Source organism: Mesorhizobium sp. M5C.F.Ca.IN.020.32.2.1 (assembly GCF_004023105.1).
Taxonomy (GTDB): Bacteria; Pseudomonadota; Alphaproteobacteria; order Rhizobiales; family Rhizobiaceae; genus Mesorhizobium; species Mesorhizobium wenxiniae.
Map to the genome: position 1 here is coordinate 1 of NZ_RZSX01000265.1, position 7,252 is coordinate 7,252.

6 protein-coding genes are annotated in these 7,252 nt (G+C 63.1%); 1 reads left to right on the forward strand and 5 read right to left on the reverse strand.

What is annotated here, in order from left to right; genetic code table 11:
- The 5 genes from EOA86_RS15235 to EOA86_RS15255 all read right to left on the reverse strand — a co-directional run.
- Nucleotides 1-175 (reverse strand): DUF4167 domain-containing protein (locus tag EOA86_RS15235; RefSeq protein WP_128342375.1); only part of this gene is annotated, 175 nt, incomplete at its 3' end.
- 303 nt (nucleotides 176-478) lie between these two features.
- The gene (gene prmC / locus EOA86_RS15240) at nucleotides 479-1,357 is read right to left on the reverse strand and encodes a peptide chain release factor N(5)-glutamine methyltransferase (protein WP_127208841.1); all 879 of its coding nucleotides are present in this window, start codon (nucleotides 1,355-1,357) and stop codon (nucleotides 479-481) included.
- Nucleotides 1,350-2,429 (reverse strand): peptide chain release factor 1, encoded by a 1,080-nt coding sequence (gene prfA, locus EOA86_RS15245; RefSeq protein ID WP_128342377.1) that lies wholly within the window; start codon nucleotides 2,427-2,429, stop codon nucleotides 1,350-1,352. The genes prmC and prfA overlap by 8 nt, the downstream gene beginning before the upstream one ends.
- A 9-nt stretch (nucleotides 2,430-2,438) precedes the next feature.
- A complete protein-coding gene (ptsP, locus tag EOA86_RS15250; RefSeq protein ID WP_128342379.1) occupies nucleotides 2,439-4,709 on the reverse strand; it encodes a phosphoenolpyruvate--protein phosphotransferase in 2,271 nt (756 codons plus the stop codon).
- A 174-nt stretch (nucleotides 4,710-4,883) separates the two neighbouring features.
- Entirely contained in the window at nucleotides 4,884-6,137 is a 1,254-nt protein-coding gene (locus tag EOA86_RS15255; protein ID WP_128342381.1) for an aspartate kinase, read from the reverse strand.
- Between the two features lie 278 nt (nucleotides 6,138-6,415).
- Here EOA86_RS15255 and ubiG point away from each other — a divergent pair, with 278 nt between their 5' ends.
- Nucleotides 6,416-7,165 carry a bifunctional 2-polyprenyl-6-hydroxyphenol methylase/3-demethylubiquinol 3-O-methyltransferase UbiG gene (gene ubiG / locus EOA86_RS15260; protein ID WP_065008457.1) on the forward strand — a complete coding sequence of 250 codons (750 nt, stop codon included), beginning with the start codon at nucleotides 6,416-6,418 and terminating at the stop codon, nucleotides 7,163-7,165.
- Nucleotides 7,166-7,252 lie beyond the last annotated feature (87 nt).

Genomic DNA, 7,252 nt, shown 5'->3' on the forward strand with positions numbered 1-7,252 from the left:
GGGTAGCGTATTTTTCGGCGATCTGCTGAGCCGATCCGCGGATCTTCACATCCGGACCGTTGCTCTCGTAGTTGCGCGTCAGGGGATTAGGGCCCTTGCGGTTATTGTTGTTGTTATTGCCGCCGCCATTGTTGTTGCGACCGCGCATGCGCCTGTTCTGCTGTTGTGGCCTCATTCGACTCTCTTCAATTTTGAATTTTCGAAAACTTTTTCACGAACGGAGGCGCCCATGCAGCCAGCCGTTTCGTCTCTTCACCGGCGTTCGCCCGCATCGATTGCGTTGGCGCCACGTGTCATCCTGTTCCGGTTACATCACTTGTCGGACGATTCCCGCACGAAGCTTGGGCGTCGTTTGCGCAAGAAGGCAGCTATTTCCAAGGAAACCGAATCGCTAAGAGCACTGCCTGCTTCGTCTCATCCGGTTAAGGCGACCCTAGCCGCATTCCCCGGCATTGCCAAGCGCTTTTTTCGCACTGCATCACGGCTTTGTCAGTTCAAAGATCAGAACCCTCTCGTTTCCGCCAAAGTCGCGGAATACCCCCGCCGGCACATAGCCGGCTGCGAAGAATATGCCCGTGACCTCTTTGCGTTGGGTGTGGCCGATCTCGACCGCAATCCTGCCCTCGGCTTCCAAAAAACCTGCCGCCTCGGCGGCGATGATCCTGTAGGGACTCAGACCATCCACGCCGCCGTCGAGGGCTTGGCGTGGATCGAAATCGCGGACTTCGTGCTGCAGATTTTCAATGTCTATGGATGCTATATAGGGAGGGTTAGCGGCAATTACATGGTATCGGCCAAAAACTTTTTCGAACCAGTCGGATTTGAGCACCTGGAACCGGTCGGCTAACCCCAATTCCCTGGCATTGCGCATGGCGGTTGCCAGCGCGCCTTGCGAAATATCGACACCGGTAGCGACCGCCGCCGGAACGGCGCTGAGCAGCGCCAGCGCGATGGCGCCGGTGCCGCTGCCGAGATCGAGGATGCGGCATTGGCCTTGCCGTTCCGCTGTCGCCTTCACGAAGGGCAGCACCGCTTCGACCAGCGTCTCGGTGTCCGGTCGCGGCTCAAGCGTTTCCGGTGACAGCGACAGGCGCAAGCCGTAGAATTCGCGATAACCCAGGATGCGATGCACCGGCTCGCCGGCGATCCGCCGCCTCAGGGCTGAATCGATCGCGGCAATCGCGCCGGCATCGACCCTGCATTCGGGATCGGCGATGGCTTGTGTGCGGGTCGTGCCGGAAATATGTTCGACGATCAGCCTTGCATCCAGCGCCGGATCGGCGACTGCGGCCGCGGCAAGGCGTGCCCGCGCCGCTTTCAGCAGTGGCCCTAACGTACCGGGCAGACTGTCAGCCATCGAGGCCGATATCGGCGAGCAGCTTCGACTGGTGGTCGGCAATCAGCGCGTCGATGACCTCGTCGAGTTCGCCCATCATCACCCGGTCGAGCTTATAGAGCGTCAAATTGATGCGATGGTCGGTGACGCGGCCCTGCGGGAAATTATAGGTGCGGATGCGCTCCGAGCGATCGCCCGAACCGACCTGCGATTTGCGCGATTCGGAGCGTTCCTCGTCAGCCTTGCTGCGCTCGAGGTCGTAAAGCCTGGCGCGCAGGATCTGCATGGCTTTCGCCCGGTTCTGGTGCTGCGACTTCTCCGCCTGCACCACCATGATGCCGGTCGGCAGATGTGTGATGCGCACCGCCGAATCGGTGGTGTTGACGTGCTGGCCACCCGAACCCGAGGCGCGCATCGTGTCGATGCGGATGTCTTCGGCCCTGATGTCGATGTCGACCTCTTCCGCTTCGGGCAGCACCGCAACCGTCGCGGCCGACGTATGGATACGCCCGCCGGCCTCGGTCGCCGGCACGCGCTGCACACGGTGCACACCGGACTCGAATTTCAGATGGGCGAAGACCCCCTTGCCCGAAATGGTGGCGATGATTTCCTTGTAGCCGCCGACCTCGCCCTCGCTGGCCGACACCGTCTCGAAACGCCAGCCGCGTGCCGCAGCATAGCGTTCGTACATGCGGAACAGGTCGCCAGCAAAGAGAGCCGCCTCGTCGCCGCCGGTGCCGGCGCGGATTTCGAGGATGGCGTTCTTGTCGTCTGCGGCATCCTTGGGCAGAAGCAGGATCTGGATGTCCCTCTGCAGCGCCTCGATGCGTTCCCTGACCTCGGGCAGATCGGCCTCGGCCAATGCCCGCATTTCGGCATCGGTGCTTTTGTCGGCGAGCATCGCCTGCAAGTCGGCCTGTTCATGCTCGGCGGTACGCAGCTCCCTGATCTTTGCCACCATCTCCTGCATGTCGGCATATTCCGACGCCATCTTGACATAGGCGTCCGCCGCCGGCCCGGCCGACATCTGCGCTTCGAGCATATCGAAACGCTTGACGACTTGATCCATACGGTCGCGGGGCAGGTTGATCATGGCGAAGGTCTACAACGGAATGGAGCGGTCGTCGGCAAAGGCTTGCAGCAGCGCCCGCATCGGCAACCCGTGGGCCGGCGCCATGAGATTGTCGTCGAAGAACGTCTCCAGCTCGGCCAGCGGCAGTTCCGTCAGCATCGCCTTGACCGGACCGATCGAAGCCGGCGACATCGAGATCGACCGGTAGCCAAGGCCGATCAGCGCCATCGCCGAGATCGGCTTGCCCGCCAGCTCGCCGCACAAGGTCACCGAGGTTTGATTGCGCACCCCGGCGTCGGCAATCTGCTTCAGAACGCGCAGGAACGGCGTCGACAGCGCATCGAAACGGTCGGAGAGCTGCGTGTTGCCGCGATCGACCGCCATAACGAACTGGAACAGATCGTTCGAGCCGACCGAGACGAAATCGACGGCCTTCATCAGCTCGTCGAGCTGGAACAGCAGCGACGGCACTTCCAGCATGGCCCCGAGCTTCAGGCTGGTCGGCAGATGATGGGCAAAACGCGACAGATGCCGCACCTCGCGATCGATGATTTCGCGCGCCTGTGCGATCTCGCCGAGCTCCGTCACCATAGGAAGCATCAGCTTCAGTTCACGCCCACCGCAGGCCTTTAGAAGCGCGCGGATCTGGGTGCGCAACAGGCCCGGCCGGTCGAGCGTCAGGCGGATGGCGCGCCAGCCGAGCGCCGGGTTCTCTTCCTGGATCGTGTCCTTGAAGTAGGGCAGCACCTTGTCGCCGCCGATATCGATGGTGCGGAAGGTCACCGGCTTGCCGCGCGCCGCGTCGAGCACGTCGCGGTAGAGCCGTTCCTGGGCTTCCGCACGCGGAAAGGTCGAGGCGACCATGAATTGCAGCTCGGTACGGAATAGGCCGATGCCGGCGGCGCCCGCCTCCGCAAGCTGCGGCAGATCGACGGCCAGGCCCGCATTCATCAAAAGGTCGACTTGGACGCCGTCCTTGGTCACCGACGGCTTCTTGCGCAGTTCGCGATAGACCTCCTGCCGCCGCGCCCGGAAGCGGACCTTTTCGGCATAGGCGGCTTCGAGGTCGGGCTGAGGGCGCAGATGGATCGCACCTTCTTCGCCGTCGACAATGATCGCGTCGCCGTTTTCCGCCATGGAAACGGCGCCCCTCATCTGGCCCGCTACCGGTATGCCCATGGCCCGCGCCACGATAACGACGTGGCTGGTCGCCGCGCCGTCCTCGAGCACCAGCCCGCGCAGCTTGTCTCTGGGATAATCGAGCAGTTCGGCAGCCCCCATCGAGCGGGCGACGATGATGGCGTCCTTCGGTAGCGAGGCCGCGACATCGTCCGGCCCTCGCCCCATCAACTGGCGTAGCAACCGATTGGCGAGATCGTCGAAATCGCTCATTCGCTCGCGCAGATACGGATCGGTCATGTGCAGCATGCGGGCACGCATGTCGCTCTGCACTTTTTCCACCGCTGCTTCCGCCGTCAGGCCGTTGCGGATCGCCTCTTCCAGCCGGCGCACCCAGCCGCTGTCGTTGGCGAACATGCGATAGGCTTCGAGCACCTGGCGATGCTCGCCCTCGAAGGCGACTTCGCGGCGTTCCAGCATGTCGTCGATGGAGAGCCTGAGCGATCCGAGGGATGCATCGAGCCGCTTGATCTCCTCATCGCTGTCCTCGTTGAACAGATTGGTGACGACGATGCGCGGCTCGTGCAGCACGACATGACCGAGCCCGACGCCTTCGTTGAAGGACAGGCCGGTAAAGCTCACCGGGCGGCGCAGGTCGAGTTCGAGCCCGGGCCGGGTCAGCCGGGCAAGGTCGCCGGTGGCGATCATCTCGGCGATCACCATCGCCGTCGTTTCCAGCGCCTCGACCTCGTCGTCGCGATAGTGGCGCATGGTCTTGTTCTGGACGACCAGCACACCGAGCGTGCGCCCTGCCCTGAGCACCGGCACGCCGAGGAAGGAATTGTAGATCTCTTCCCCCGTCTCCGGCAGATAGGCGAAGGCTGGATGTTCCTGCGCATTGGAGAGATTGAGCGGCCGTGCTGAGGCCGCGATCGTGCCGACGAGGCCTTCCCCCAGCCTGAGCTGCGCCAAATGGACGGCGTTCGGGTTCAGACCCTCGGTGGCATAGAGTTCGAGCACTGAATCGGCGCGCAGCACATAGAGCGAGCACACTTCGGCGACCATATTGGCGGCAATATCGCGCACGATGCGGTCGAGCCGCTCCTGCGGCTCCAGCGGCTCCTGCATGAGCTCGCGGAGCCGTTTCAGCAAAACGCGCGGGCCACTGGCCGTATCACGCATCGCGGCTTGTTCTCCAATGGACATTTTGCCCGCCGCAGTTTCTCCCGCGGCCGGCGCTCACGCAACAACTCAATTAGAGCGCCATGCGTCCAATTGGACGCCAAAGGACGCTCTAAGACTTTCGATCTGCTGCATCGTGCTTTCCGAAGTCGACTCTCGGGCCGATGCAATCTGCTACTGCTTATCCAGACCGTAGACGGAATGCAAAGTGCGAACCGCAAGTTCGGTGTAGGGACCGTCGATCAGGATCGAAATCTTGATCTCGGAGGTGGTGATCGCACGGATGTTGATCGCCTTGTCGGCCAGCGCCTTGAAAGCGGTGGCGGCGACGCCCGCATGGCTCCTCATGCCGATGCCGATGACCGAGACCTTCGACATGCCGGCTTCCGACTGCACGACGTCGTAGCCGATCGTGGTTTTCAGCCGCTCGAGCACGGCAAGCGCCTTGTCGACATCGCCGGACGGCACGGTGAAGGTCATGTCGGTGAACTTGCCGTCCTCGGAAATGTTCTGGACGATCATGTCGACATTGATGTTGGCCTCGGCCAGCGGCCCGAAAATGCCGGCGGCGACGCCCGGCCGGTCGCCGACACGGCGCAATGAAATCTGCGCTTCGTCCTTGGCATAGGCAATTCCGGTGACGACCTGCTGTTCCACGATCTCTTCCTCGTCGCAAATAAGCGTTCCGGGCGGATTGAGCACATCCCCCATTCCGGGCGCGTCGGGATCGTCGAAGGACGACCGCACGAAAGTACGCACCCTGTGCACCATGGCAAGCTCGACCGAGCGTACCTGCAGGACCTTGGCGCCGAGAGAGGCCATTTCAAGCATTTCCTCGAAGGAAATCTTGGCCAGCCGCCGCGCTTTCGGCTCGATGCGCGGGTCTGTGGTGTAGACCCCATCGACATCGGTGTAGATGTCGCAGCGGTCGGCCTTGACCGCCGCCGCGATGGCAACAGCACTGGTGTCGGAACCGCCGCGGCCGAGCGTGGCGATGCGATTGTCCGGGCCGATGCCCTGAAAGCCGGCGACCACCGCCACCTGGCCCTCGCCGAAGCGCTTGATCAGGAACGCGCCGTCAATGTCGAGAATGCGCGCCGCGCCATGCGCATTGTCCGTCTTGATCGGGATCTGCCAGCCTTGCCAGGAGCGGGCATGGACGCCCATGTTCTGCAGCGCGATCGCCAGCAGGCCGGCGGTCACCTGCTCGCCGGAGGCGACGACGACGTCATATTCGCGCGCATCGTGCATGGGCGAGGCTTCGCGCGTCCACTGCACGAGCTCGTTGGTCTTGCCGGCCATCGCCGAGACGACCACCGCAACCTCATGGCCGGCATCGACCTCGCGTTTGACATGGCGCGCCACATTGCGGATGCGGGCGATGTCGGCGACGGAGGTTCCGCCGAATTTCATCACGATGCGCGCCATGGAAGCGAAATGCCTTTGACTAGGTGCCGGACCGGCGCCCGAATAACGGAAAGGGAGCGCCCGCCTGGGCCGGTCGCCGAATTCGCGGCCTCCTTAGCCAAATGCTACGGGTTTCGCAAGGCGTGCCGCCGCTAGCCCTGGGCGACGAAGGCGACACACGAGCGCAACGCGCGTACCCGCATACCTGTCGCATAGGCGCAACGGGCAACAGTCGAAATTTGCTGCCTTGACATTCGCTGGCTCTCGGCCGACTTCCTAACGTTCGAGGAGACCACACGATGCCAGAACCCCGACGATCGACGATCGATGCCGGAGAAGTGGAGCGCTTTTCCGCCCTTGCCGCCGAATGGTGGAATCCGAACGGCAAATTCCGCCCGCTGCACAAGTTCAATCCGATCCGGCTTGCCTATATACGCGACCAGGTGGCGGCGCGCTTCGGCCGCGACCCGCGTGCGGCGCGGCCGTTCGAGGGCCTGCGCTTCCTCGACATCGGCTGCGGCGGCGGGCTGTTGTGCGAGCCGATGGCGCGGCTTGGCGCCGAAGTGGTCGGCGCCGACGCATCGGCCACCAACATCGAAGTGGCCAAGCTGCATGCGGCGGAGGTCGGCGTGACGGTGGATTACCGTGCCACGACGGCGGAGGATCTGGCTGACGCCGGCGAGAAATTCGACGTCATCCTCAACATGGAAGTGGTCGAGCATGTTGCCGACATCGACTTGTTCGTGGCCAAATGCGGCGACATGCTTAAGCCCGGCGGCATCATGTTCGTCGCCACCATCAACCGCACACTGAAGGCCCTGGGCCTGGCCATTATCGGCGCCGAATATGTGCTGCGCTGGTTGCCGCGCGGCACCCACCAGTTCGGCAAGCTGGTGCGGCCAGACGAGCTGGAAAAGGCGATAACCGGCGCTGGCCTGACCATCATCGACCGCACCGGCGTCACCTACAATCCGCTCGCCGACCGCTGGCAGCGGTCGAAGGATATGGACGTCAACTACATGGTGCTGGCGGAGAAGGCACCCGCCTGAACTTTCTCACGAAACGTCTGAACCTTCTCACGCCGCCACCTTCTCACCCGCCTTTGTGGTGATCTGGCTTTGCGCTTTGGTGGTGAT

Coding starts and splice junctions, on each gene's coding strand:
- prmC (WP_127208841.1), bottom strand. CDS start 1,357: ATGGCTGACAGTCTGCCCGGTACGTTAGGGCCACTGCTGAAAGCGGCG.
- prfA (WP_128342377.1), bottom strand. CDS start 2,429: ATGATCAACCTGCCCCGCGACCGTATGGATCAAGTCGTCAAGCGTTTC.
- ptsP (WP_128342379.1), bottom strand. CDS start 4,709: ATGCGTGATACGGCCAGTGGCCCGCGCGTTTTGCTGAAACGGCTCCGC.
- EOA86_RS15255 (WP_128342381.1), bottom strand. CDS start 6,137: ATGGCGCGCATCGTGATGAAATTCGGCGGAACCTCCGTCGCCGACATC.
- ubiG (WP_065008457.1), top strand. CDS start 6,416: ATGCCAGAACCCCGACGATCGACGATCGATGCCGGAGAAGTGGAGCGC.